Source organism: Rhizobium sp. HT1-10, assembly GCF_049472505.1.
Lineage (GTDB): Bacteria > Pseudomonadota > Alphaproteobacteria > Rhizobiales > Rhizobiaceae > Rhizobium.
In genome coordinates this window covers 159,293-182,347 of the sequence record NZ_JBCEBQ010000003.1, presented here as the reverse complement: position 1 = coordinate 182,347, position 23,055 = coordinate 159,293, and the positions used below count along the sequence as shown (strand labels likewise).

The window sequence follows — 23,055 nt, the reverse complement described above, 5'->3', positions numbered from 1 at the left end:
AAGGTGACCAGTCGGAACATATGGGATAGCAATCACGCCGCCGATTGGCAAGGATTTCGCGGCACGGGCAGAACCGACCGCACCGCGTTTCTGATCCGTCCAGGATAGCGCTTGCAACCTTTGGGATCAGCCGTAGGATCACCTGCTATGACGACATGTCATGCCTCACGATCGGCAGAAACGCCAATTAGGCATAACACCACTTTTTGACTCGTCTTTTTCCATATTTCCAGTATTTGATAGCGGTAACACAAACCCTCTTGGCCCGCCATTGATGTCGCACGTAACAACCTCCGGAAGACAAACGTTTCTGAGCGCCGAACTGATGGCCGCTCGGACGCAACCGATGTTGTTCAACGCATTGACCCGGACATCGGATGCGTTCGGCTTCGCGGCGTTTACATTTTGCCGCGCTCCGTCCTCATCCGACACGCTGCTGGCTCCGCTCGTGATCGAGACATCGGCTCCGCCGCAGTTCCTGCGCGACTTCGATCGCGACCAGTTGCTGAGAATCTACCCGCTGCTTGGGCGCAACAAAAGCTCGATGGTACCAAGGACGTGGAGCCTGGCCGACAAACCACCCTCGCCTGAGATGCAGTTCCCGCCGCAGTTGAAGACCTTCCTTGAAACCCATGACCTGACCACGGGCTTTCACCTCCCGGTGAATTCAAACGAAGGACAGCGGCTGGTCTTCACCCTCATCGGCAATCGCCCCAACCTCAGCCAGGCGGAGGTCAATGAACTTTCGGTGGTCCTGCTGCATGCCATGACTGCCTACAACAATATCGTCCGGGACGGCACCGCGCCCCTCTACTTGCTGTCGGCGCGCGAAATGGAGGTCGTTCGCTGGACGGCCCAAGGCAAGACATCCGTCGAGATCGGCCAGATCCTCACGCTGTCGGACCACACGGTGAACGCCTATATGACGAATGCGATCAAGAAGCTCGACTGCGTCAACCGCACGCAGCTGGTGGCAAAGGCGATCCGGCTCAAGCTCATCAACTGATCGCCGGACGCCTCCGTTGCAGCGTCTTCTGCCTTACCTGCCTCCAAGCACAGCGCGCGTTTCGACGAGGTTCGAGCGCACACGCAGGATATAGAAGCCCATGGTTGCCAGATGACTCGGCATGATGAACCCGTCTTCGCGACCATTCGAAACGATGAACGGCTGGATGCGCAGCGCCGCCTGGAACTGCTTCATCGTATCGCCCCAGAGCGCCCCGACATTGCGTTCGGCGATCACCTTGGAAAAATCCGCACCGGCGGCACTCAGAATGCCGTAATAGCCGTAGAGCTGACCATAGGCGAACCAGAAGCGGTCGTCGGCGCGCGTATCGAACCAGCCGAAATTGTGATTTTCCGAGCGCTCTGCCAGCACATCCGACGTGCTGCCCAGGTCATTTGAAATGCGGTCGATGAACTCGATCAGGTTGTCGGCTCGGCCGTCGAAGGTGGCGTTGCACGCACCCAGATCGACGTTGAACTTGCGCAGGCTATTGATGGCCGCGCGATAGTAGCTCGGCGTCGGGGTCTTCGGGCCGAACGGCTGGAAGCCGAAGTACCAGCTGGATTCATCGAACTGGAGATTGCCACGGGCATTCTGCAGGTCCGAGTTGATACCCGACGTGCCGCGGACGCGGCCGAGAGAATCCACAAGCTCGATCGATGTCCGCCGCACAGCCTGGTTGACGCCGCGCTGGAAGGAAGCCTTGTTGTCGAGGAACGGCGTGTCGTCCCAGCTCATGCCGAAGAGGCCGAGCTTGAAAAGCAGCATGGAGGAGATCCAGGCATTGCGGTTGACGTTGAAGTCGATGAGGTCGGCGGTGACATCTACGATGGCCGACGTCTCGCACCGGCGGGGTGTTGCCGCAGTCGCCGGCGGGGTCGCGGTCGCGGCGGGCTCAGGCGTGAGGTCCTGGCCGGCCGCCTTGCGATCCGCCAGCTTGTAATTGGCGATGTACTGCGTGTTGAAGCCAGTCCAAGACTGCGTCTGCACAAGGAAATAGCCGTAGAGCCCGGCCAGCAGCAGGACGAGAAGCGCCAGCGGTGCCTTGACGATCCAGTTGCGCTGGCGGTACCAGCCATGGCCCGCGAGGAACGGCCAGGCAATCCAGGCAAAGACCAGCCCTAAACCCCGCCGGATCGCGCCCAGCATCCTTGCAAAAAAAGCGACTATCGGATCAAGCATGCGGTGTCTCCTCATCGGCGTGGCGCCTCAGGAGATATGGCCTCGCCGGACAGAGAGCAACCAGGCGCCTGGAATTAAATCACCGGCGGCACTGGCGAGCTCGGAGCGGGGCTGCTCCCCCCTTCTTGCTCGTCCGTATCGTCCACCTCTGCCACCGCCTCGAGGCGCCGAGAAAATGCTTCGTCGGCCCGCTGCTTTCGCGACAGCAGATCGTGACCGCCGAGAAGGTTGGCGTCGAAAGCCTGCACAAGCTGTTGCACCGCAACAGGAGGCTCCGGAGTTGCGCCCTTCGATTGTGCTTGAGCCGCCTTCAACAGCGCGACACGCTGTTCGATATCGACTTTCAGCTTGGCACCCATGACATTGACGGCGGCGACGCCTCTATTGAGAACAGCCAGGAATTCCTCGTCTTCGGCGATCAGCCGGAGCAGCGTCTCGCGCTCGAAGCGCAGCTGCTCGTCCGCCACCTGCGCCGCGTGCCGATCCAGTGCCAGCGTCCTGCGTTCCTCCTCCGATGCGGCGGACAGTGCCCGGCCACCGAACGGAGGGGCCGCTGCCTGGCGCTCACGCGTGCGCCCCTCCAGCAGTTCCAGCTGCCTGCCCGCCTGCTCCAAAGCCACATCCAGCTGACGGCGCCGGCTTTCCAGCCGCAGAAGGTGCGCTTCACAGCTTCGATGGTGCGGGACGAGCAATGGCTTGGCTTGCGCAAGCGCCACATCGAGTGCCGCCGAGGCCGACAGAAGCTTGACGAGATCGGCGGAGATCGCCTCCGGCACGGCATTGCCGAGATGCACGCGACGCCGCAGGAAACCCTGCGATTGACGCCCTGCATTCTCATCGAAAAGCCGCTCGAACTGCAGGTTGGCGGATGCGGTCTTGGTATCGAGTCTCCGCAGCAGGTTCGCAGCATGCGACTGCCACCCCTGCAAAAGACGGACGGCCTCTCGCAGAAGGCTCTCTTCCAGAGGAAAGTTGAGTGCCGTCAGTCGCGCATCGGGCTCCGAGTGCTGCGAAATCACGGCTTCCGCCGCGATGATGCCCTTGCTGGCATCAGCAAGCAACGGTTGCATGAGGGCAATGTCGCGTTCGAAAGCCGGCACGTGCGCCATGAAAACTCCTGTTCACCGCGCGAAGTCTACGACGGTCGCCGATTAAAGGGAACCGCCCGCTGCCGATCGACTATTGCGCGGACGATGGGTTCTTCAGGTAGGCGATCAGATTGTCGAGCTCGCCGTCGGTCTTGACGCCGGCAAAGCTCATGCGTGTTCCCTTGACCACCGACTGCGGGCTCGCAAGATATTTGTGCAGCAGGGCCTCGTCCCAGACCTTGCCATCGGCGCCAAAGGCTTTCATCGCGGAGGAATAGCTGTAGCCGGGCACGGTCGCCACCGGTCGCCCGACCACGCCCACCAGCGAGGGACCCACCCTGTTCACCGGCTCGGTTGCCGAATGGCAGGCGGCGCACTTCTTGAAGACCGACGCGCCGAGCTTGGCATCGCCATCGGCAAAGGCGCCGTTTGCCGCCAGCAGGCCCGCAACAAGGATGATGGAACAATGAAGTCTTTTCATTTCGTCTCCGATATAGGGAGCACCCGCACGCGCGCGGTGACCCTGGCTACTTGTCTGCCGGCATCGCCGCCGGCGACGGGCAGGCAGGCCTGGAAATGACTATAGATCGCCCATCGCCTCTTCCCAGTGCCGTCGGCAGAGCGACACGTATTTTTCGTTGCCGCCCACTTCGATCTGGGCCCCTTCATGCAGGACCTTGCCGTCGCTGTCGAACCTGACCACCATCGTCGCCTTGCGGCCGCAATGGCAGATGGTGCGCACTTCCCGCAATTCGTCGGCGATGGCCAGCAGTTCCTGGGAGGCTGGGAAAAGCTTGCCGCGAAAGTCGGTGCGCAGGCCGTAGACCATGACCGGAATGTCCAGCCGGTCGACCACATGCGCCAGCTGCCAGATGTGCTGAGCCGTCATGAAATGCGCCTCATCGACAAAGACACAGGCAAGCGGCGCCTCGGCGTGCATCTTTTCGATGGTCGCGAACAGGTCATCCTCCGCATCGAATGTCACCGCATCGGCCTCGAGACCGATGCGCGATGCGATCTTGCCCTGGCCAGCCCGGTCGTCGAAAGCGGCCAGCAGAATAACCGTCCGCATGCCTCGCTCCTGGTAGTTGTAGGAGGCCTGCAGCAGCATGGTGGACTTGCCGGCATTCATCGTCGAGTAATGGAAATACAGTTTCGCCATCAGCGTCTCCTTTCCGTGCTTCATGGAAGCCGGACGGCTCGAAGGGAACCCTTGTCAGGCAAAAACCACAGGAAAAGACAGGGTGGGATGAGAAAGCAGGCAGATGCCTGCGCAACGCTCACCTTAAAAAAAGGAGGTGTCGCAATCGGTACTGCCAAAGCGCCGCAAATGCAGCGAGGGCGCTTGTAAATGTCGGTTATTGGTGATTGCTTGAGAACGTAAAAAACGGGAGTACACAATGATGAAATTGCCTTTGTTCACTTTAAGCCTCAGCACAGCCATTGTTTCAGCGGTGTTCGCCCCGTCCATCGCTGCGGCTGCGGAGGCGCCTAGCTGCTCGAGCGTTCACTTCGCGCAGGTCAGCTGGACCGATATCCAGGCAACGACGGGAACCGCGACCTTCCTGCTCGATGCGCTCGGCTACAAGACCGACATCAAGGACCTCGACGTGCCGATCGTGTTCCAGTCGCTCGCCAACAAGCAGTTGGACGTCTTCCTCGGAAACTGGATGCCGTCGCAGGCGGCGCAAATCAAGCAGTTCTCTGAGGCGAAGACGATTGATACCGTGCGTGCCAACCTCGAAGGCGCCAAGTATACTCTGGCGACCAACGAATCCGGCGCCAAGCTTGGCATCAAGGACTTTTCCGATATCGCAAAGCACGAGAAGGAACTGGGCGGCAAGATCTACGGGATCGAGCCCGGCAATGACGGCAACAAGCTCGTGCTCGACATGATCAAGGCGAAGAAGTTCGGCCTCGACGAGAAGGATTTCAAGGTCGTTGAATCCTCCGAGCAGGGCATGCTCTCGCAGGTTACCAAGCTCGACAAGTCTAAGAAGCCGATCATCTTCCTCGGCTGGGCGCCGCACCCAATGAACACCAAATACAAGATGACCTACCTGACCGGCGGCGACGACGTCTTCGGCCCGAATTTCGGCGGCGCAACCGTCTACACCAACACCCGCGCCGGCTATGTCTCCGAATGCGCCAACGTCGGCAAGTTCCTGCAAAACCTGTCCTTCACGCTCCCCATGGAAAACGAGATGATGGGCCTGATCATGGACAAGGGCATGCAGGGCAAAGCTGCGGCCAAGACCTGGCTCAAGACCCATCCCGACACCGTCAAGCCATGGCTTGCCGGCGTGACGACCAAGGACGGCGGCGACGCCGAAGCCGCAGTCAAGAAGGCCCTCGGTCTCTAACCCCAACAGCATGTAAGGGCGGCAGCGCCGCCCTTCTGTTAACCGAACCCATCTGGTAGCGGCTCTCCACATCGGGATGCAGCCGTTGCCAGACACGGTTCCGGTGCTGTGAATTCCAGCGAGGGGAACGCGATGGATTGGCTCCACACATGGCTGCTTGACGAAAACAACAAGATCCAGATCGGCAAGGGCGCACAGGTCGTCGTCGACTGGCTGACGGGAGATCTCAGCGGCTTCTTCGACACCGTCTCCGCCGTTCTCGGTGGTGCAATCGACGGACTGCTCTATGTCCTGCTCGGCACTTTCACAGAAGGGACGGCCGTCGAGGCCTACTACCCCTTCTTCATGATCGCCGTCTTCTGTCTGATTTCCTGGCTCATCCGCCGCCATGTCGGCGTGGTGATCTTCACGGCTCTCGGAATGCTGCTGATCTACAATCAGCTTTACTGGACCGAAGCAATGGAAACGCTGGCACTGGTGTTGGCAGCCACGCTGGTGTCGATGGTCATAGGCGTTCCGCTCGGCATCCTCGCAGCGCGGCGCGCATGGTTCTACACGATCATGCGCCCCATCCTCGACCTGATGCAGACCATCCCGACCTTCGTCTATCTCATACCGGCGCTGATCCTGTTCGGCCTCGGCGCGGTCTCGGGGCTGGTGGCGACCGTCATCTTTGCGATCCCCGCACCCATCCGGCTGACGCGGCTTGGCATCATCTCGACCCCGCCGGCGCTGATCGAAGCCGCACAGGCATTCGGCGCCGCCCCCTGGCAGGTGTTGACCAAGGTGGAGCTGCCCTTTGCGCTGCCGCAGATCATGGCGGGCGTGACCCAGACGATCATGCTGTCACTGTCGATGGTGGTCATCGCCTCCATGGTTGGCGCCGCCGGCCTCGGCGCCCTGGTGCAACGGGCGCTTGGTCAGATGAACGTTCCGATGGGCTTCGATTCCGGCATGAGCATCGTCATCCTTGCCATCGTTCTCGACCGCACCTTCAAATTCTTCGACGAAGGGGAAACCGTATGACGGCAATGGTCAAGTTCGACAATGTCAGCATCGTCTTCGGCGACCGCCCACAGACGGCGATGACGATGGTCGATCAGGGAAAGACCCGTGACGAGATCGGCGCTGCGACCGGCCTGGTCCTTGGCGTCGCCAATGCCTCGCTCGACATCGAGGAAGGCGAAATCCTCGTGCTGATGGGCCTGTCCGGCTCCGGCAAATCGACGCTGCTGCGCGCCGTCAACGGCCTGGCGCCAGTGGTCCGCGGCAATGTCTCCGTGCAGAGCAAAGACGGCCCGATCGATCCATACAGGTGCAGCGCCAAGACACTCCGCGACCTGCGCATGCGAACGGTTTCGATGGTCTTCCAGCAGTTCGCGCTGCTGCCGTGGCGAAGCGTTGCCGACAATGTCGGTTTCGGCCTCGAACTGGCCGGCGTCCCGGAGCTCGAGCGCAAACAGCGTGTGGCCGAGCAACTAGACCTCGTCAACCTGACGCAATGGGCCGATCGCAGGGTCAATGAACTCTCCGGCGGTATGCAGCAACGCGTCGGCCTCGCCCGCGCCTTCGCGACCGGCGCACCGATCCTCCTGATGGACGAGCCCTTCTCGGCCCTCGACCCGCTTATCCGCACCCGTCTCCAAGACGAGCTGCTCGAATTCCAGCGGCGGCTGAAAAAGACCATCCTATTCGTCAGTCATGACCTCGACGAAGCGTTCCGCATCGGCAACCGCATCGCCATCATGGAAGGCGGGCGGATTATCCAATGCGGCACCCCGCAGGAGATCGTCCGAAATCCGGCGGATCAGTATGTTGCCGATTTCGTCCAGCACATGAACCCGATCAGCATGCTGACGGCAGGCGACGTCATGCAGCAGGGCGTCGGCCACGGGACCTCGAGCGGCGCGGTGACGGCGACGGCCAAGGCCTCGACCCCGCTGATCGATATTCTCGATGCGCTGGCCCGCCAGCCGGGCAGCATCGGCATCGTCGACAACGGCGCGATCATCGGCACGATCACTGCCCAGGATATTGTCGCAGGCCTCACCAGCCATCGCCGCAGGGACGAAGCCTGAGAATGGCCTCGTCATAGACGGAGCACAGCCGTGACCGATGAGCCGACCGCCGTGCTGCGAGAGACCGACGACGACGCTCGCCGGCTCGCCCGCACGCTGCTGCGATCGGCAGGCTATGCGGCCATGGCCGTGATCGATCCCGAGGCGGGCTTTCCGGCGATCAGCCGCGTTCTCGTCGGGACAGACAGCGACGGCGTGCCGGTAATCCTGGTCTCGGGCCTGTCCGCACACACAAGGGCGCTCGACAAGGACCCGCGCGCCTCCCTGTTGGTCGGCGAGCCGGGCAAGGGCGACCCGCTCGCCCACCCGCGTCTCAGTGTCGTGTGCCTGGCAGAAAAGGTTGCTCGGGACACCCCTCACCACCAACGCCTCCGCACGCGCTTTCTCGCCCGTCATGCCAAGGCCAAACTCTACATAGACCTCGCCGATTTCCGCTTTCTACGGCTGGTTCCGCAATCAGCGAGCCTTATCGGCGGCTTTGCCCGAGCCTATCGGCTTGCCGGCGACGAGCTGGTGATTCGCTCCAACTTGACGGATGATCTGGCGGACATAGCCAAGGCGACAGTGCTAGATTTGATGGGGCGTCATCCCGATCTCGCAGACCGGCTCGCAGAAGCACGAAACTTGGGCAAAAACCAGAATTGGCATATTTATGGGCTCGATGTGGCTGGATTCGACATGATATCCGGTGGCAAGCTCCTTCGATACGAGTTCGAAAAGGAGATCACCGACCTGCGGGATCTTTCATCTGACCTTCCTAAAATAGCATACCGAGTACCTTAAATTTAGGTATATACAATCTTCCCGTAGTCTTGATAATTGCCCTATCAGTTCCTTTTCGCCACTGAGATATTCACCCGCTTCTGATGTACGATCCGCATTGGGAAGATTGAAACAATGAAAAACATTAATTTGTCAGACCATTCTGCCGTGGCGGCTGCTCTGTTGTCCGCTATGGCCAATCCGAAAAGACTGATGATCCTGTGCAGCCTGGTCAAGGGCGAGGTGCCTGTTGGCGTTCTCGCAACCCAGGTCGGTCTCAGTCAGTCGGCTCTATCCCAGCACCTGTCGAAGCTTCGCGCACAGAAACTGGTGAAAACCAGGCGCGATGCTCAAACGATTTACTACTCCAGCACGTCTGAACCCGTAATGAAGGTTCTGTCGACGCTGGAGGACATCTATAACGAAGCCGAGAAGAGCAAGACTGCTGCCTAACGGCCATTTTTAAATTACTGCCTGCGAACAGAATTTGGTCGTAGGGTCAAAATTCGATGTCATTATTTGATTTAGTACATAGACCGGCAAATCTGATTTGCCGGTCTTTTTCGTTCCGTTACGCCTACTCGGATTGCGGTGCTATAATGTGCAGATCGGCTTGACGACATGGGGCCGGCTGATATTTTGACCGAACGATAAATAATCAGCTGTGCCACCGACAGAGATGGCCAGCGGCCGTGGAGAACAACATGTCCGATCGCACGCACACCGCCCCCAACGACCTCCGGGCCTTCTGGATGCCATTCACGGCCAACCGCCAGTACAAGTCGGCGCCGAGGCTCTTCGTCGGCGCCAAGGACATGCACTACACCACCCACGACGGTCGCCAGGTTCTCGACGGTACCGCAGGCCTCTGGTGTGTCAACGCCGGGCACTGCCGGCCGAAAATCACGGAGGCAATCCGCGAGCAAGCCGGGGAGCTCGATTATGCCCCCGCCTTCCAGCTTGGCCACCCGAAGGCGTTCGAACTTGCCAACCGCCTCGTCGATATCGCGCCTGACGGCATGAACCACGTCCTCTACACCAACTCCGGCTCCGAATCCGTCGAGACTGCCCTGAAGGTGGCGCTCGCCTATCATCGCGTGAAAGGCAACGGATCCCGCTTCCGCCTGATCGGCCGCGAGCGTGGCTACCACGGCGTCAACTTCGGCGGCATTTCGGTCGGCGGTATCGTCTCTAACCGCAAAATGTTCGGCACGCTGTTGACGGGCGTCGACCACATGCCCCACACCCACCAGCCCGACAAGAACCGCTTCACCAGGGGCGAGCCCGAGCATGGTGGCGATATCGCCAGCGAACTGGAGCGCATCGTCACGCTGCACGATGCCTCGACCATAGCCGCCGTCATCGTTGAGCCGGTTTCCGGCTCGACAGGCGTGCTGATCCCGCCGAAGGGCTATCTGCAGAAGCTCCGCGAGATCTGCACCAAGCACGGCATCCTGCTGATCTTCGACGAAGTCATCACCGGCTTCGGCCGCCTGGGCGCTCCCTTTGCCGCCCAATACTATGACGTCAAGCCGGACATGATGGTGACCGCCAAGGGCCTGACCAATGGCGTCATCCCCATGGGGGCGGTCTTCGTCACCTCCGAGATCCACGATGCCTTCATGCAGGGCCCCGAGCACATGATCGAGTTCATGCACGGCTATACCTATTCCGGCAACCCGATGGCCTGCGCGGCCGCGCTCGCGACGCTCGACACCTACAAGGAAGAAGGCCTGCTGACACGCGCCGCCGAGCTTTCCAGCTATTGGGCGGACGCCCTTCATTCTCTGCGCGATTGTCCCAACGTCATCGATATCCGCAACACGGGCCTGATCGGCGCCATCGAGCTCGAGCCGATTGCGGGCGAACCGACGAAGCGTGCCTTCACGGCATTCCTCAAGGCTTACGACAAGGGACTGCTGATCCGTACGACCGGCGACATCATTGCCCTGTCGCCGCCTTTGATCATCGAAAAGCACCATATCGACGAGCTATTCGGAAAGCTGCGGGAGATTTTGCAGAACAATATCTGAAGACCAACGGCATCAGGGCCTGCAGGAGATAGTCTTGCGGGCCGCGATGGCACCGTGGCTAGTTGGAGAGAGGCTGCGTAACGGCAAGACACAACATGAACTTCTTCAGCAGTTGGCTGTCGAAATGTCCATCTCGCCTGCTCATCCATCGAAGAGCCTCGCTCGACGACCAAGGCTTCTTGTAGGGCCGGGATGAGGTAACTGCGTCATAGACGTCGCAGATCGCGGCCAGACGGGCGAGTTTGGTGAACTGGCGTCCAGAGATGCGGTCCGGATAACCTCTGCCGTCGATACGTTCGTGGTGATGGCGACAGATGTCGAGCACCATGTCCGGCATATCGTCCTGCCGAGACAGGATGTTGTAACCCATCATGGGATGACCGCGCATGACGCCCATCTCGGCCTCGTCGAGTGTCCCTTGCTTGTTGAGAATGGCATGGGGCACTTCGAGTTTGCCGATATCGTGCAGCAAGCCGGCAACGCCGAGCATCTGAACGGTCGTCTTCTCGAGCCGCAAATAATGGCCGAAATGTATCATCAGCGCGCTGACTGCGACCGAATGTAGGAAGGTTGTTTCATCCTTTGATTTCAATCGCGTCACGCTAATGAACACGGCAGGATTGTCGTCGACCGATTTCGAAATCTCAAAAGCGATTTCGCCCGTTGCATCCAAGCTGACCGGCCCGCCCGTACCGACAGAGGCGAACATGTCCTTCAGCATGCCGGTCGATTTTCGAAGGGTCTCCATGGCAGCATCGACTTGACGCCTGTGGCGTTCGACCAGCTCGCTTCGGCTTTCACTGGCAACGGAATCCGCGACGTCGGTACCCTTGGCAGTGTTGATCAGCACGACGGTGAGACCGCTGGAGCGCAGCACGTCCGCATCCACACCGTCGAGCAGGAAACGGCGCTTCTGGAGCGGGTTGTCCCCCCACGACCCCTCGATGTCCTCGATGAACATCCCGGCTCGCACCTGTGAAAGGTCGATACGTTTCAGCATGACCGTAAGCCCTTCCTTACGATGTCGGTAGATCTGAAACTGAAAGGACGATTCAAGGCTTCCGTTATCACTCCACAGGATCTCCCCAAGGCAACGACGCCTTTTAGCGGAACCTAAAAGAGAAGTTTTAACGATACTTTATTCGACATGCAAAATTTATAATATAAATGAATTGCCGTCTATCGGACGTTCATCTGGAACAGAGCTTGGTGTCAGAGGCCCAAAATTTTCTCCACGCTGGCTCGATTTCACGCTAACCTAAAGGCCGAAATCCGATTTGCATGAAAGCGTAACGCCATGACCCAGCCACTCGAAGACTTCATCGACCAGGGTGTCGGCCGCAAGCCTGCCGACATCGTCCTCAAGGGCGGAAGGTTTTTCGATCTGGTGACGGGCGAACTTGTTGCGTCAGACATCGCCATCTGCGGCGACCGCATCGTCGGCACCTGCGGCGATTACATCGGCGTCCAAGAAATCGACATCACCGGCCGCATCGTCGTGCCCGGCTTCATCGACACCCACCTGCACATCGAATCCTCGCTGGTGACGCCGCACGAGTTCGACCGCTGCGTGCTCCCCTATGGCGTGACCACCGTGATCTGCGACCCGCATGAGATCGCCAACGTGCTCGGCACCGAGGGCATCCAGTTCTTCCTGGATTCGGCCTGCGAAACGATCATGGACATCCGCGTGCAGCTGTCCTCCTGCGTGCCCGCCACCCATCTGGAGACCTCCGGTGCCGACCTGCCGATCGAGCGGCTGCTGCCCTTCCGCCACCATGAAAAGGTCATCGGCCTTGCCGAATTCATGAATTTTCCGGGCGTGATCCACAAGGATCCGATCTGCATGGCCAAGCTCGAGGCGTTCCAGGGCGATCATATCGACGGCCATGCGCCCCTCCTGCGCGGCAACGACCTGAACGGCTATATCGCCGCCGGCATCCGCACAGAGCATGAAGCGACAACAGCCGAAGAAGCCATGGAGAAGATCCGCAAGGGCATGCACATCCTGGTGCGCGAGGGATCCGTGTCCAAGGATCTGGAAGCGTTGATGCCGATCATCACCGAGCGCCTGTCACCCTTCATCGCGCTCTGCACCGATGACCGCAATCCGCTCGACATCGCCGAACAGGGCCATCTCGACTACATGATCCGCACGGCCATCGCCGCCGGCGTCGAGCCGCTGGCGATCTATCGCGCGGCGTCGATCTCGGCGGCCCGCGCCTTCGGCCTGCGCGACCGTGGGCTGGTGGCCCCCGGCTGGCGCGCCGACCTGGTGGTTATCGACAGCCTCGAGAATTGCAAGGCCGGCATGGTCTTTGCCGGCGGCAGGCTGGTCACCGACGCCCTGTTTGCCACCCGCAAGACGGTAGCCCCCGTCGGCCTCGACAGCGTCAAGGCGCGCACCGTCAACGCGGCCGATTTCGGCGTTCCCTTTACCGAAGGCGAAACCTCGGTCATCGGCGTGCTGCCCGGCAAGATCATCACCGAGCACCGCCGCTTCCGTCTGCCCTCGTTGGGCAACCAGACCACCGTCGACCTCGCCCGCGACATCATCAAGGTTGCCGTCATCGAGCGGCACGGCAAGAACGGCAATCATGCCAATGCCTTCGTCCAGGGCTTTGGCCTGAAGAAAGGCGCCATCGCCTCTACCGTCGGCCACGACAGCCACAACATCTGCGTCGTCGGCGTCAGCGAGGACGACATGGCCCAGGCCGTCCGCCGCCTCAGCGAAATCAAGGGCGGCTTCGTGGTCGTCGAGGACGGCAAGATCACCGGCGAGATCGCCCTGCCCGTGGCCGGCCTGATGAGCCTCGAACCCTACGAGACCGTCCGCGACACCCTGCACCACCTGCGCGAGGCAGCCATCGCCCTCGGCTCGACCCTGCAGGAGCCTTTCCTGCAACTGGCCTTCCTGCCACTGCCCGTCATCCCGCATCTGAAGATTTCGGACCGGGGACTGGTGGACGTGGATGCGTTCCGGTTGATTGGGTGATCGACTTACGGCGATCTTCAAGAGCGCAGCGTTTGGTGGTACAATAAGTCCTGCAAACGTTGCGTCTCCACATGACCTTGATCCGGAAACGCGCTCCGATACCAAGGCTCGATCCCATTGGAACAGACAATGACCAAGCTTGAACAGATCGAAAAGACGATCGAGGAACTTGACCCCAAGGACTTCGAGACGTTCAGCAACTGGTTCCAAGCCCTCGTGGCCGAGCGCTGGGATAGGCAGCTGGAGGCAGATGCCGAAAGCGGAAAGCTCGACGATCTCGCAGCGCGGGCGCTCACCGCCCATCGCGCCGGCAAGACAACACGGATGTGAGACACTTCGCGACGCCAGACTTTTGGCATGCCTATGAGGCTTTGCCTGTATCGGTACAGAAACTGGCCGATCAGAATTTCGAACTGCTCAAGACCAACCCGAGACACCCCTCATTGCATTTCAAACGGGCGGGCCGCTTCTGGTCCGCACGCGTGGGGCTATCGTGGCGGGCCCTCGCGGTCGAGAACACCGACGCGATGATATGGTTCTGGATCGGTTCACACGCGGACTACGACAAACTCTTGCACTAACGGCTCTCCACCCGACCGCAAAACACATCCCTGCCCTCGAGCGTTACGGCCGTCGCCGTCGATTTCGGGTTGAAACCGGGCATCGGCACGACCTCCCTCACCGTCATCTCCTGCGGAAGCAGCATTTCAGCCGGCTCGCCGTCGAGATTGAAGATGAACAGCAGCGTCTCGCCGTTCTTCTCGCGGGTGAAGGCGAGCACGTCCTCGTTGGTCGGCAGAAACGTCAGGTCCCCGTCGAACAGCATCGGGTGCTGCCGGCGGAAGGCTAGCGTCTGGCGATAGTGGGCGAGAACGGAAGCACCGTCCTCCTCCTGCCGGTCGACCGCCAGCGTCGCATGCTGGTAGGGCACCGGCAGCCAGGACTTTTCCGCCGTGCTGAAGCCGGCATGGACGCGTGCGGCTTCCCAGGGCATCGGCGTGCGGCATCCGTCGCGGCCCTTGAAGGCCGGCCAAAAGCGGATGCCGTAGGGGTCGCGCAGATCCTCGAAGGCGAGATCAGCCTCCGGCAGGCCCAGTTCCTCACCCTGGTAGAGGCAGATCGAGCCGCGCAAGGTCGAGAGCAGCGAGATCGCCAGCTTTGCGACCCTTGCCCGCTCGGCTTCGGTCTCGGCAAAGCGGCTGGCATGGCGGACGACGTCGTGGTTGGAGAAGGCCCAGCAGACCCAGCCATCCGTCACGCTTTCCTGGAAGGAACTCACGCAGCGGCGGAAATGCGCCGGCGTGAACTCCGGTCCGAGCAGGTCGAAGGTGTAGCACATATGCAGCTTGTCGCCACCAGACGTATAGGCCGCCAGCGTCTGCAGCGAGCGTGCGCCATCGCCGACTTCGCCGACCGTGGCGCGGTTGTCATAGGTGTCGAGCAGCGCCCGTAGTCGCTTGAGGAAGCCGATGTTTTCCGGCTGCGTCTTGTCGTAGAGGTGGTTCTGCATGCCGTAGGGGTTGGTGTCTGGCGCATCAAGCCCGGACGCGTCGTCGCTCGGCAAGGCCGGTGGATTGTCGCGCAGCTGCTTGTCGCAGAAGTAATAATTGACCGTATCGAGACGAAAGCCGTCGACGCCGCGATCGAGCCAGAACTTGACGGCCGCCAGCACCGCGTCCTGAACGCGGGGATTGTGGAAATTGAGATCCGGCTGCGATGTCAGGAAATTGTGCTGGTAATACTGGCGGCGGATGCCGTCCCATTCCCAGCCGGGACCGCCGAAGATCGACAGCCAGTTGTTGGGCGCCGTGCCATCCCGCTTCGGGTTGGCCCAGACATACCAGTCGGCTTTCGGATTGTCGCGGCTCGCGCGGCTTTCGACGAACCAGGGATGAACGTCCGACGTGTGGGAGATGACCTGGTCGATGATGACCTTGATGCCGAGCGCATGGGCTGCCGTCATCATCTCGTCGAAATCGGCCAAGGTGCCGAAGATCGGGTCGACGTCGCAATAATCCGAGACATCGTAGCCCATGTCGGCCATCGGCGAGGTGAAGAACGGCGCGAGCCAGATGGCATCGACACCGAGCGACGCGATATAGGGCAAGCGCAGCGTGATGCCCTTGATATCGCCAAGGCCGTCGCTGTTGGTATCCTGGAAGGAGCGCGGATAGACCTGATAGATCACCGCGCCGCGCCACCAGTCCTTTGCCGCCGTCCCGCTCATTGAATTCATTTAATAAATCCGCCTTCGATTGAACACTTCCCTCGTGGCGCACACTAACCTGCGGACGGCAAATTTCAAATCGAAAGCGCCATGCCGTCGCAGAGTTTCTGCGGCCGGGTGTTTGCTTTGAAAGCAAACGCCGTCCACAGACAAATGCATGTCGTTTTCCATATCGCATTTTTTGGGGTTGAAACGCCGGATCGCTGCGGTAGGTTGCGCGTTGACTTTAACGTACAGGTCAACCCTGCGGGAACAAGAACGACCTTGGTCACAAGGCGAACACAGAAAGATTGGCATCCATGACATATCTCACCAAGGCATTTTACGCATCGGCGCTCGTCGGAACGCTGATGTCCTTCTCGGCGCATGCCGCCACGCTCAACGTTCAGAACGGTGGCGATCCCCAGTCGCTCGACCCGCAAAAAATGTCCAGCGACTACGAAAACCGTATCGCCGGCGATATCTTCGAAGGCCTCACCACTGAAGACGCCAAGGACAATGCAATTCCCGGCCAGGCCGAGAGCTGGACAATCTCTCCGGATGGCAAGGTTTATACGTTTAAGCTGCGCGACGGCATCAAGTGGTCCGATGGCCAGCCGGTCACCGCAGAGGACTTCGTCTTCGCCTTCCAGCGCCTCGTAGACCCGAAGAGCGCTGCCGAATATGCCTATCTGCAGTTCACCATCAAGAATGCCGAGAAGATCAACAAGGGCGAGATCACCGATTTCAGCCAGCTCGGCGTCAAGGCCATCGATCCGAAGACCCTCGAGATCACCCTCGACAACGCCACGCCCTATTTCCTCAATGCGCTGACGCACTACACCGCCTATCCGCTTCCCAAGCACCTGATCGATGCCAAGGGCGCCGACTGGGTCAAGATCGGCAATATCGTGACCAACGGCCCGTACAAGCCGACCGAATGGGTCCCGGGCTCCTATGTCACCACGGTCAAGAACGACCAGTACTGGGATGCCAAGAACGTCAAGATCGACGGCGTCAAGTTCTTCGTGATGGAAGACCAGTCGGCTGCTCTGAAGCGTTACCGCGCCGGCGAATTCGATATCCTGACGTCCTTCCCCGCCGACCAGTACCAGTGGCTGAAGACCAACATGCCGGGCCAGGCGCATGTCGTGCCGTTCCTCGGCACCTATTACTACGTCGTCAACGCCACCAAGCCGCCCTTCAACGACAAGCGCGTCCGCCAGGCCCTCTCGATGGCCGTCAACCGCGAAGTGATCGGCCCGAAGGTACTCGGCACCGGCGAACTGCCGATGTATTCCTGGGTCCCGCCGGGCACCGCCCATTACGGCGAGCCGGCCCAGATCAAGTGGAAGGACGAGCCCTACGCCCAGAAGGTCGAGGAAGCCAAGAAGCTGCTGAAGGAAGCAGGCTTCGGCCCCGACCATCCGCTGCACGCCCAGCTCCGCTACAATACCAACGACAACCACAAGCGCATCGCTGCCGCGATCGCCTCCATGTGGAAGCCGCTCGGCGTCGAAATCGAGCTCTACAACACCGAGACCAAGGTGCATTACGACGAGATGCAGCATGGCAAGGTGGAAATCGGCCGCGCCGGCTGGCTCGCCGACTACAACGACCCGATCAACTTCCTCAACCTTCTGTCGACCGGCGTCGACATGAACTACGGCCGCTGGAGCAATGCGCAGTACGACGCGCTCTTGAAGCAGGGCAACGAGGAAACCGATCTCAACAAGCGGGCCGCGCTCTTCAAGCAGGCCGAGCAGATCGCCCTCGACGACAGCGCCGCGATCCCGATCTACTACTATGTGTCGCAGAGCGTGGTGTCGCCGAAGATCGCTGGATATGAAGACAATATCCAGGACATCCACCGCACCCGCTGGCTGTCAATCAAAGAGTAAGGGACACGGGCTCCCTTCGGCCTTGCCGGAGGGAGCCTATCCACGCCCATGATCAAATATGCATTCCGTCGTCTCCTGTCGACAATCCCCGTGATGTGGATTGCCGTGACCTTGAGCTTTTTCGTCCTGCGCCTGGCGCCGGGCGGGCCTTTCGATGGCGAGCGGCCTTTGCCGCCGGTCATCCTGAAGAACCTGGCAGCGCACTACAATCTCGATAAGGCGTTGATCCAGCAATACTTCATCTACATGTACGATGTCGTCCACGGCGACCTCGGGCCCTCCTTTGCCAACCAGGACTTCACCGTCACCCAGCAGATCATGTCCGGCCTGCCGTACACGCTGACCATCGGCAGCGTCGCCTTCGTGGTGGCCGTGCTGGTCGGCGTTCTCGTCGGCTGTCTTGGGGCGCTGTATCAGAACCGCCAGGCGGATTACTGGCTCGGCGGCACCCTGCTGATCGGCCTTGTGCTGCCCGGCTTCCTGATCGCGCCGATCCTGCAATTGCTGTTCGGCATCAAGCTCGGCATCCTGCCCGTCGGCGGCTGGGGCGATGGCTCGATCAAGTTCCTGATCCTGCCGGTCACAGTGCTGGCCCTCCCCCATGCCGCCCGCATATCGCGGCTGATGCGCGGCTCGATGATCGAGGTCATGAACCAGAACTTCATCCGCACCGCCAAGGCCAAGGGCATCGGCCCCCGCCTGACGGTCATGCGCCATGCCTTGAAGCCTGCCCTGATGCCGGTCATTTCCTATCTCGGGCCGGCCGCCGGCTATCTGCTCACCGGCTCGCTGGTGGTCGAAAGCATTTTTGGTCTCCCCGGCATCGGCCGCTACTTCATTACGGCAGCCCTCAACCGGGATTACGGCATGGTCCTCGGCACGGTGATTTTCTACATGGCCCTGATCGTCTTCCTCAATCTCCTCGTCGACATCGTCTACGCCTGGCTCGATCCGAAAGTGAGAACCTGATGATCCTCAATCTCGCCCGTCGCGAACAGCTGGCCGAAGAACTCAAGGCAGCCGAAGGGCTCGCTCCCGAAAGCCGGTCGCTGACCCGCGACGCCATGCGCCGGCTGCTGCGCAACAAGGCCGCCGCGATTTCTCTCGTCGTCCTGGCGCTGCTCATCCTCGCCGCCCTGATCGCCCCCGCCCTCATTCCCTTCGGCTATGAGGATCCGGACTGGGCAGCCTTCCGCACGCCACCGGATTTCGCCAGCGGCCATTATTTCGGCACCGACCAGAACGGCCGCGACCTGCTTGCGCGCACCCTTTACGGCACCCGCGTCTCGCTCGCCGTCGCCCTCGTCGCCACCCTCGTCTCGGTGATCATCGGCGTCCTCTACGGCGCCGTTTCCGGCTATTTCGGCGGCAAGCTCGACAGCATCATGATGCGCTTCGTCGACATCATGTACGCCCTCCCCTACATCCTCTTCGTCATCCTCCTGATGGTGATCTTCGGCCGCAACGTCTACCTGCTGTTTGCCGCCATCGGCGCGCTGGAATGGCTGACCATGGCCCGCATCGTGCGCGGCCAGACGCTGTCGCTGAAGCATCGCGAATTCATCGAGGCAGCGCGGGCGTCGGGCCAGCGTCCGTTCAAAATCATACTGAAACACATCGTCCCCAACCTCGTCGGCCCCGTTGTCATCTACGCCGCCCTCACGGTTCCGGAAATCATCGCGACGGAGAGCTTTCTGTCCTATCTCGGCTTCGGCGTGCAGGAGCCGCTGACGTCGCTTGGAACGCTGATCGCCGACGGCACCAACTCCATGGAAACCGACCCGTGGCTGCTGGCCTTTCCCGCCGCCTTTCTCGTGGCGCTGCTGATGAGCCTGCTGTTCATCGGCGACGGCCTGCGCGACGCATTCGACCCGAAGGACCGCTGACATGTCGGACGCCGAAAAGAGCGAAACGCTGCTCGAACTCAAGGACTACTCCATCCGCTTCCAGACCCCGGAAGGCGATGTCGCCGCCGTCAACGGTCTCAACCTCACCATCCGCCGTGGCGAACGCATCGCCATCGTCGGCGAAAGCGGTTCCGGCAAGAGCCAGACCTTCCTGGGCCTGATGGGATTGCTGGCGAAGAACGGCCACACCAGCGGCCAGGCGCTGCTGGAAGGCCGCGACGTGCTTTCCCTAAAGCCCCGCGAGCTCGACCAGATCCGCGGCAAGGACATGGCGATGGTCTTCCAGGATCCGATGACCTCGCTCAATCCGACGCTGAAGATCTCGCGGCAATTGACGGAGCAGCTCGAGGTACACGGCGGACTGACGGCCCGCGCCGCCTCCGCCACCGCCCTCGACATGCTGAAGCGCGTCGGCATCCCCGACCCGGATCGCCGTTTCAATCTCTACCCGCACGAACTGTCGGGCGGCATGCGCCAGCGCATCGTCATCGCCATGGCGCTGCTCACCAAGCCGAAGCTGCTGATCGCCGACGAGCCGACGACGGCGCTCGACGTCACCATCCAGGCGCAGATCCTCGATCTCTTCAACGATCTGACGTCGGAGATGAACACCGCGCTGGTCATCATCACCCACGATCTCGGCGTCGTCGCCGGTCTGGCCGAACGGGTCGCCGTCATGTATGCGGGCCGCATCGTCGAGGACGCGCCGGTGGACGACCTGTTCGACGACCCGGCCCATCCCTATACCGCCGCGCTCCACGCCTCGATCCCGAGGCCCGACCAGGATGTCGACGATCTCGCCGTCATTCCCGGCCGGCCGCCGAACCTCAAGCACCTGCCGCGCGGCTGCAGCTTCTCGCCGCGTTGTGCCCATGTCGAGGACGATTGCGTCGATGCACCGCCGCCGCTGGGGCTTCTGGCACCGCAGCGCCGCGCCGCCTGCTTCCACCCCCTCCTTGGTCACCAGCAAAGGAGCCCCGTCCATGGCTGAACAGACCCTGCTCAAGGTCGAGCACCTGACGACCCAGTTCGAGATCCCGTCGAAATCCTTCTTCAAGCCGGCAACCATGCTGACGGCCGTCAACGACGTCAGCTTCGAGCTCAAGGCCGGGCGCACGCTCGGCATCGTCGGCGAATCCGGCTGCGGCAAGTCCACTCTCGGCCGCTCGATCCTGCGCCTGATCCACGCCCAGAAGGGCCGCATCCTCTGGCAGGGCAAGAGCCTGCTCGACCTGTCGAGCGAAGAGATGCGCGCCGCCCGCCGGGACATGCAGATCATCTTCCAGGACCCGATCGCCTCGCTCGATCCGCGCATGACCGTCGGCGATATCATTGCCGAGCCGCTGACCGTGTTCGAGCCGAAGCTCAGCCGCGCCGAGCGGCAGGACCGCGTCCGCGAGATCATGGCCGCCGTCGGCCTGGTCCCCGAGATGATCAACCGCTATCCGCATGAATTCTCCGGCGGACAGGCGCAGCGCATCGGCATTGCCCGCGCCGTCGTCACCCGCCCGAAGCTGATCATCTGCGACGAACCGGTCTCCGCCCTCGACGTCTCTATCCAGGGCCAGGTGATCTCGCTGCTGCGCAAACTGCGCAAGGAATTCGGCCTGACGCTGATCTTCATCAGCCACGACCTCTCCGTCGTCCGGCTGATCTCCGACGACGTGCTGGTCCTCTACCTCGGCCGCATCGTCGAAGCCGGCGATTGCGCCACGGTGTTCCAGAGCCCCGCCCATCCCTATACCCAGGCGCTGTTCTCGGCAGCCCCCGTGCCGGACCCGAAGGTCGCCCGCACCCGCAAACGCATCCGCCTGCAAGGCGATCCGCCCTCGCCGATGAACCCGCCGCCCGGTTGCGTCTTCGAGCCGCGCTGCTGGAAAGCCACCGACATCTGTCGCACCGCCATGCCGCCGATCGAGACCGTCCGCGCCGGCCAGACGGCCGCCTGCTACCACATGGACCGCCCGGAAAGCTGATACCGAGCGTCCCCTTCCAGTCCGGGGCGGTCTTGCCCGCCCGTTATCGAAGGCCTAAAGCAGTCGCAGGAATGCGATAAGGGAGAGTATCGTGGGCGGACGTTTTTTGTCGATCGGGGAGTGCATGGTGGAGCTTTCGCAGGCGGGCAATGGCCTCTTGCGCAAGGGCTTTGCAGGCGACACGTTCAACACCGCCTGGTACGCTCATGCCTGCCTGCCATCGGACTGGTCGGTCGATTATTTCACCGCCGTCGGCGATGACCCCATGTCGGAAGAGATGCTGGCTTTCATGGCGGATGCCGGCATCGGCACCTCCTATGTCAGGCGCATCCGCGGACGCACCCCCGGCCTCTATCTGATCAACCTGAAGGACGGCGAGCGGACCTTCAGCTATTGGCGCGATTCTTCGGCCGCTCGACAACTGGCCGTCGATGCCGACCGGCTGCGCGAGGCGATCGAAGCCTCCGACGTAATCTACTTCTCCGGGATCACCCTTGCCATCCTGTCGCATGACGGGGTCGAAACGCTGCTGTCGGAACTGCGCCGCGCCAAGGCGCTCGGCAAGCTGGTGGTGTTCGACCCCAATCTACGCCCGCGCCTCTGGCAAAGTCTCGACACGATGCATGCGACCATCAGCGAAGGCGCCCGCGCCTCGACCCTCGTCATGCCGAGCTTCGATGACGAGGCCGCGCATTTCGGCGATCCCTCGATATCGGCAACTATCCGGCGCTACCGACAGCTCGGCGCCGCCATGGTCGTCGTCAAGGATGGCCCCAACGGCGTGACAATAGGAACCGCGGCCGGCGAGACGCTGGTGGACGCCGAGGCCGTTCAGACGGTTGTCGATACGACCAGTGCTGGCGACAGCTTCAACGGCGGATTCCTCGCTGAATATCTCCAGTCCAAGGACCCCATTGCCGCAGCCCGCTTCGCCGTTAAAATCGCGGCCAGGGTGATCAGCGAGCATGGGGCGCTGGTCGCGCCGGAGAAGCTTGTGACCGCGACCGCCGAGTGAGAAGCTAACTGCCAAGCTGTGCTTCGATCGCCATCTTGTCGATCACCGACCACACCTGCCAGATCTTGCCATCCCGGAATTCATAGAAGACGTTTTCGACGAAAGATACTTTCTGTCCGTTGACGGGAAGGCCGAGGAACGTGCCCTTTGGTGTACAGTGGAACTGCAGGCGGGCAGCGATCACGGGTGGATCGCAGACGAGCGTGGCAATATGGAACCGAAGATCGGGGATGGAATCATAATCCCCTTCCAGCATCGATCGATAGCCCGGCAATCCGAACGGCCGGCCGTTGTGATGGGCATCTTCGCCGACGAACTGACCGAGTGCCGGCAGATCGCGCCGATTGAGGCATTCGATATAGGCTCGGTAGAGCATTTCCAGTTCAGCTTTCTCCATCCGTTTCAGCTCCCTGGGATCTTGTCACACGCACAAGGACATATAGAGGGCGGGCCGCATCCGCATACCCGCAGCTGTAATATTTCCATCATCGACAACAGTCACAATGGTTGTGCCCGGAATCAGCGGGAGGTGCGGGATGTCCC

The 23,055-nt window shown here is 61.2% G+C and carries 23 protein-coding genes; 16 read left to right on the top strand and 7 right to left on the bottom strand.

Annotated features, from left to right (window positions below; genetic code table 11):
- The first annotated feature begins 274 nt into the window (after nt 1–274).
- The gene (locus VH564_RS09500) at nt 275–1,006 is read left to right on the top strand and encodes a LuxR C-terminal-related transcriptional regulator (RefSeq protein ID WP_423339979.1); all 732 of its coding nucleotides are present in this window, start codon (nt 275–277) and stop codon (nt 1,004–1,006) included.
- A 33-nt stretch (nt 1,007–1,039) separates the two neighbouring features.
- Here VH564_RS09500 and VH564_RS09495 read toward each other — a convergent pair whose 3' ends face one another.
- From VH564_RS09495 to VH564_RS09480, 4 genes are all read right to left on the bottom strand, one after another.
- On the bottom strand, nt 1,040–2,188 hold the full coding sequence (locus tag VH564_RS09495; RefSeq protein ID WP_423339582.1) for a DUF2333 family protein: 1,149 nt from the start codon (nt 2,186–2,188) through the stop codon (nt 1,040–1,042).
- Nucleotides 2,189–2,262: 74 nt separating this feature from the next.
- Nucleotides 2,263–3,297 (bottom strand): hypothetical protein, encoded by a 1,035-nt coding sequence (locus VH564_RS09490; RefSeq protein ID WP_423339581.1) that lies wholly within the window; start codon nt 3,295–3,297, stop codon nt 2,263–2,265.
- Nucleotides 3,298–3,367: 70 nt separating this feature from the next.
- Nucleotides 3,368–3,757 carry a c-type cytochrome gene (locus VH564_RS09485; RefSeq protein WP_423339580.1) on the bottom strand — a complete coding sequence of 130 codons (390 nt, stop codon included), beginning with the start codon at nt 3,755–3,757 and terminating at the stop codon, nt 3,368–3,370.
- 99 nt (nt 3,758–3,856) lie between these two features.
- Nucleotides 3,857–4,438 carry a thymidine kinase gene (locus VH564_RS09480; protein WP_423339579.1) on the bottom strand — a complete coding sequence of 194 codons (582 nt, stop codon included), beginning with the start codon at nt 4,436–4,438 and terminating at the stop codon, nt 3,857–3,859.
- Nucleotides 4,439–4,676: 238 nt separating this feature from the next.
- Between VH564_RS09480 and choX the strand changes: the two genes are divergently transcribed.
- The 6 genes from choX to VH564_RS09450 all read left to right on the top strand — a co-directional run bounded on the left by choX (nt 4,677) and on the right by VH564_RS09450 (nt 10,512).
- Nucleotides 4,677–5,639 (top strand): choline ABC transporter substrate-binding protein, encoded by a 963-nt coding sequence (gene choX, locus VH564_RS09475; RefSeq protein WP_423339578.1) that lies wholly within the window; start codon nt 4,677–4,679, stop codon nt 5,637–5,639.
- A gap of 132 nt (nt 5,640–5,771) precedes the next feature.
- Entirely contained in the window at nt 5,772–6,665 is an 894-nt protein-coding gene (gene choW, locus VH564_RS09470; RefSeq protein WP_423339577.1) for a choline ABC transporter permease subunit, read from the top strand.
- Nucleotides 6,662–7,717 carry a choline ABC transporter ATP-binding protein gene (gene choV, locus VH564_RS09465; protein ID WP_423339576.1) on the top strand — a complete coding sequence of 352 codons (1,056 nt, stop codon included), beginning with the start codon at nt 6,662–6,664 and terminating at the stop codon, nt 7,715–7,717. The genes choW and choV overlap by 4 nt, the downstream gene beginning before the upstream one ends.
- Before the next feature lie 30 nt (nt 7,718–7,747).
- Entirely contained in the window at nt 7,748–8,500 is a 753-nt protein-coding gene (locus tag VH564_RS09460; RefSeq protein ID WP_423339575.1) for a HugZ family protein, read from the top strand.
- A 114-nt stretch (nt 8,501–8,614) separates the two neighbouring features.
- Nucleotides 8,615–8,932, top strand: coding sequence for an ArsR/SmtB family transcription factor (locus VH564_RS09455; RefSeq protein WP_423339574.1), 318 nt, complete (start codon nt 8,615–8,617; stop codon nt 8,930–8,932).
- Nucleotides 8,933–9,183: 251 nt separating this feature from the next.
- On the top strand, nt 9,184–10,512 hold the full coding sequence (locus VH564_RS09450; RefSeq protein ID WP_423339573.1) for an aspartate aminotransferase family protein: 1,329 nt from the start codon (nt 9,184–9,186) through the stop codon (nt 10,510–10,512).
- A gap of 58 nt (nt 10,513–10,570) precedes the next feature.
- Here the strand turns inward: VH564_RS09450 and VH564_RS09445 are convergent, their stop codons facing one another.
- Nucleotides 10,571–11,512: an HD-GYP domain-containing protein gene (locus VH564_RS09445; protein WP_423339572.1), complete on the bottom strand. Its 942-nt coding sequence runs from the start codon at nt 11,510–11,512 to the stop codon at nt 10,571–10,573.
- Between the two features lie 297 nt (nt 11,513–11,809).
- Between VH564_RS09445 and ade the strand changes: the two genes are divergently transcribed.
- The 3 genes from ade to VH564_RS09430 all read left to right on the top strand — a co-directional run bounded on the left by ade (nt 11,810) and on the right by VH564_RS09430 (nt 14,088).
- Nucleotides 11,810–13,507: an adenine deaminase gene (gene ade / locus VH564_RS09440; protein WP_423339571.1), complete on the top strand. Its 1,698-nt coding sequence runs from the start codon at nt 11,810–11,812 to the stop codon at nt 13,505–13,507.
- 129 nt (nt 13,508–13,636) lie between these two features.
- A complete protein-coding gene (locus VH564_RS09435; protein ID WP_423339570.1) occupies nt 13,637–13,837 on the top strand; it encodes a hypothetical protein in 201 nt (66 codons plus the stop codon).
- On the top strand, nt 13,834–14,088 hold the full coding sequence (locus VH564_RS09430) for a hypothetical protein (RefSeq protein ID WP_423339569.1): 255 nt from the start codon (nt 13,834–13,836) through the stop codon (nt 14,086–14,088). Before VH564_RS09435 ends, VH564_RS09430 begins: the two co-directional genes overlap by 4 nt.
- Here VH564_RS09430 and VH564_RS09425 read toward each other — a convergent pair.
- Nucleotides 14,085–15,734 (bottom strand): alpha-glucosidase family protein, encoded by a 1,650-nt coding sequence (locus tag VH564_RS09425; RefSeq protein WP_423339978.1) that lies wholly within the window; start codon nt 15,732–15,734, stop codon nt 14,085–14,087. The genes VH564_RS09430 and VH564_RS09425 overlap by 4 nt on opposite strands.
- A gap of 299 nt (nt 15,735–16,033) precedes the next feature.
- Between VH564_RS09425 and VH564_RS09420 the strand changes: the two genes are divergently transcribed.
- The 6 genes from VH564_RS09420 to VH564_RS09395 all read left to right on the top strand — a co-directional run bounded on the left by VH564_RS09420 (nt 16,034) and on the right by VH564_RS09395 (nt 22,512).
- Nucleotides 16,034–17,614, top strand: a complete 1,581-nt coding sequence (locus VH564_RS09420; protein WP_423339568.1) for a peptide ABC transporter substrate-binding protein — start codon at nt 16,034–16,036, stop codon at nt 17,612–17,614.
- A 48-nt stretch (nt 17,615–17,662) separates the two neighbouring features.
- Nucleotides 17,663–18,583 carry an ABC transporter permease subunit gene (locus tag VH564_RS09415; RefSeq protein WP_423339567.1) on the top strand — a complete coding sequence of 307 codons (921 nt, stop codon included), beginning with the start codon at nt 17,663–17,665 and terminating at the stop codon, nt 18,581–18,583.
- A complete protein-coding gene (locus tag VH564_RS09410) occupies nt 18,583–19,500 on the top strand; it encodes an ABC transporter permease subunit (protein WP_423339566.1) in 918 nt (305 codons plus the stop codon). Before VH564_RS09415 ends, VH564_RS09410 begins: the two co-directional genes overlap by 1 nt.
- 1 nt (nt 19,501) lies before the next feature.
- Nucleotides 19,502–20,512 (top strand): ABC transporter ATP-binding protein, encoded by a 1,011-nt coding sequence (locus VH564_RS09405; RefSeq protein WP_423339565.1) that lies wholly within the window; start codon nt 19,502–19,504, stop codon nt 20,510–20,512.
- The gene (locus tag VH564_RS09400; protein WP_423339564.1) at nt 20,505–21,497 is read left to right on the top strand and encodes an ABC transporter ATP-binding protein; all 993 of its coding nucleotides are present in this window, start codon (nt 20,505–20,507) and stop codon (nt 21,495–21,497) included. The genes VH564_RS09405 and VH564_RS09400 overlap by 8 nt, the downstream gene beginning before the upstream one ends.
- Before the next feature lie 91 nt (nt 21,498–21,588).
- The gene (locus tag VH564_RS09395) at nt 21,589–22,512 is read left to right on the top strand and encodes a sugar kinase (RefSeq protein ID WP_423339563.1); all 924 of its coding nucleotides are present in this window, start codon (nt 21,589–21,591) and stop codon (nt 22,510–22,512) included.
- Nucleotides 22,513–22,516: 4 nt separating this feature from the next.
- Here the strand turns inward: VH564_RS09395 and VH564_RS09390 are convergent, their stop codons facing one another.
- A complete protein-coding gene (locus VH564_RS09390; protein ID WP_423339562.1) occupies nt 22,517–22,909 on the bottom strand; it encodes an ester cyclase in 393 nt (130 codons plus the stop codon).
- Nucleotides 22,910–23,055: the final 146 nt, after the last annotated feature.

Bases quoted from the DNA above. Each gene is read 5' to 3' on its own strand.
- VH564_RS09500 (WP_423339979.1), top strand. From the start codon at position 275: ATGTCGCACGTAACAACCTCCGGAAGACAAACGTTTCTGAGCGCCGAA.
- VH564_RS09495 (WP_423339582.1), bottom strand. From the start codon at position 2,188: ATGCTTGATCCGATAGTCGCTTTTTTTGCAAGGATGCTGGGCGCGATC.
- VH564_RS09490 (WP_423339581.1), bottom strand. From the start codon at position 3,297: ATGGCGCACGTGCCGGCTTTCGAACGCGACATTGCCCTCATGCAACCG.
- VH564_RS09485 (WP_423339580.1), bottom strand. From the start codon at position 3,757: ATGAAAAGACTTCATTGTTCCATCATCCTTGTTGCGGGCCTGCTGGCG.
- VH564_RS09480 (WP_423339579.1), bottom strand. From the start codon at position 4,438: ATGGCGAAACTGTATTTCCATTACTCGACGATGAATGCCGGCAAGTCC.
- choX (WP_423339578.1), top strand. From the start codon at position 4,677: ATGATGAAATTGCCTTTGTTCACTTTAAGCCTCAGCACAGCCATTGTT.
- choW (WP_423339577.1), top strand. From the start codon at position 5,772: ATGGATTGGCTCCACACATGGCTGCTTGACGAAAACAACAAGATCCAG.
- choV (WP_423339576.1), top strand. From the start codon at position 6,662: ATGACGGCAATGGTCAAGTTCGACAATGTCAGCATCGTCTTCGGCGAC.
- VH564_RS09455 (WP_423339574.1), top strand. From the start codon at position 8,615: ATGAAAAACATTAATTTGTCAGACCATTCTGCCGTGGCGGCTGCTCTG.
- VH564_RS09450 (WP_423339573.1), top strand. From the start codon at position 9,184: ATGTCCGATCGCACGCACACCGCCCCCAACGACCTCCGGGCCTTCTGG.
- VH564_RS09445 (WP_423339572.1), bottom strand. From the start codon at position 11,512: ATGCTGAAACGTATCGACCTTTCACAGGTGCGAGCCGGGATGTTCATC.
- ade (WP_423339571.1), top strand. From the start codon at position 11,810: ATGACCCAGCCACTCGAAGACTTCATCGACCAGGGTGTCGGCCGCAAG.
- VH564_RS09435 (WP_423339570.1), top strand. From the start codon at position 13,637: ATGACCAAGCTTGAACAGATCGAAAAGACGATCGAGGAACTTGACCCC.
- VH564_RS09425 (WP_423339978.1), bottom strand. From the start codon at position 15,734: ATGAGCGGGACGGCGGCAAAGGACTGGTGGCGCGGCGCGGTGATCTAT.
- VH564_RS09420 (WP_423339568.1), top strand. From the start codon at position 16,034: ATGACATATCTCACCAAGGCATTTTACGCATCGGCGCTCGTCGGAACG.
- VH564_RS09415 (WP_423339567.1), top strand. From the start codon at position 17,663: ATGATCAAATATGCATTCCGTCGTCTCCTGTCGACAATCCCCGTGATG.
- VH564_RS09410 (WP_423339566.1), top strand. From the start codon at position 18,583: ATGATCCTCAATCTCGCCCGTCGCGAACAGCTGGCCGAAGAACTCAAG.
- VH564_RS09405 (WP_423339565.1), top strand. From the start codon at position 19,502: ATGTCGGACGCCGAAAAGAGCGAAACGCTGCTCGAACTCAAGGACTAC.
- VH564_RS09400 (WP_423339564.1), top strand. From the start codon at position 20,505: ATGGCTGAACAGACCCTGCTCAAGGTCGAGCACCTGACGACCCAGTTC.
- VH564_RS09390 (WP_423339562.1), bottom strand. From the start codon at position 22,909: ATGGAGAAAGCTGAACTGGAAATGCTCTACCGAGCCTATATCGAATGC.